Below are 535 nucleotides of genomic sequence, written 5' to 3'. Positions count from 1 at the left end.
CCCGCGGCTCAGCCCCGTTCGGCGGACGATCTGCTTGATCGGGGCGCCGTCCAGGGCCATGTGCCGAACCATCTCGTTGGTCTGCTGTCTTCGCCGGAACCCCTCGTATTGCAACCTCTCCGCCGCCGTCAGCAGCGTCGGATCCAGCCTGGTGCTGCCGATCGCCTTTCGGATCGCGGGCATGCTGCTCTGGACCGCCGACAGGAAGGCCGCGCCGACATTCTCCAGCAAATGCCAGCGATCGGCGACCTGGACCGCCTCCGGCAAGGCCTTCGCAATGGCGCTGCCGTAGCCGCCGTTGCGGTCGCGGGCGACCACTTCGACCTGTGGATGGGCGCGCAGCCAGGCTTCAACGGTGGCGGGCTCGCGATCCGGCAACAGATCGATTACCCGGCGCCGCTCCAGATCGCAGATCAGCGTGCCGTAGCGCTGGCCCTTCCGCCAGGCCCAGTCGTCGATGCCGATGATCCTCGCTTCAGCCACACCGCGGCCGTCGCCATACCCAAGGCTCCGCAGGAACGTATCCTTGCTCACC

At 67.7% G+C, this 535-nt stretch carries 1 protein-coding gene; it reads right to left on the bottom strand.

The annotated features are described in order from the left end of the window. Positions 1–535 (bottom strand): transposase (locus C5F48_RS24500; RefSeq protein WP_258186605.1); only part of this gene is annotated, 535 nt, incomplete at both ends.

Source organism: Cereibacter changlensis JA139, from assembly GCF_003034985.1.
Classification (GTDB): domain Bacteria; phylum Pseudomonadota; class Alphaproteobacteria; order Rhodobacterales; family Rhodobacteraceae; genus Cereibacter; species Cereibacter changlensis.
Note: the sequence above shows the minus strand (reverse complement) of the source record. Positions and strands in the feature narration are given on the sequence as shown.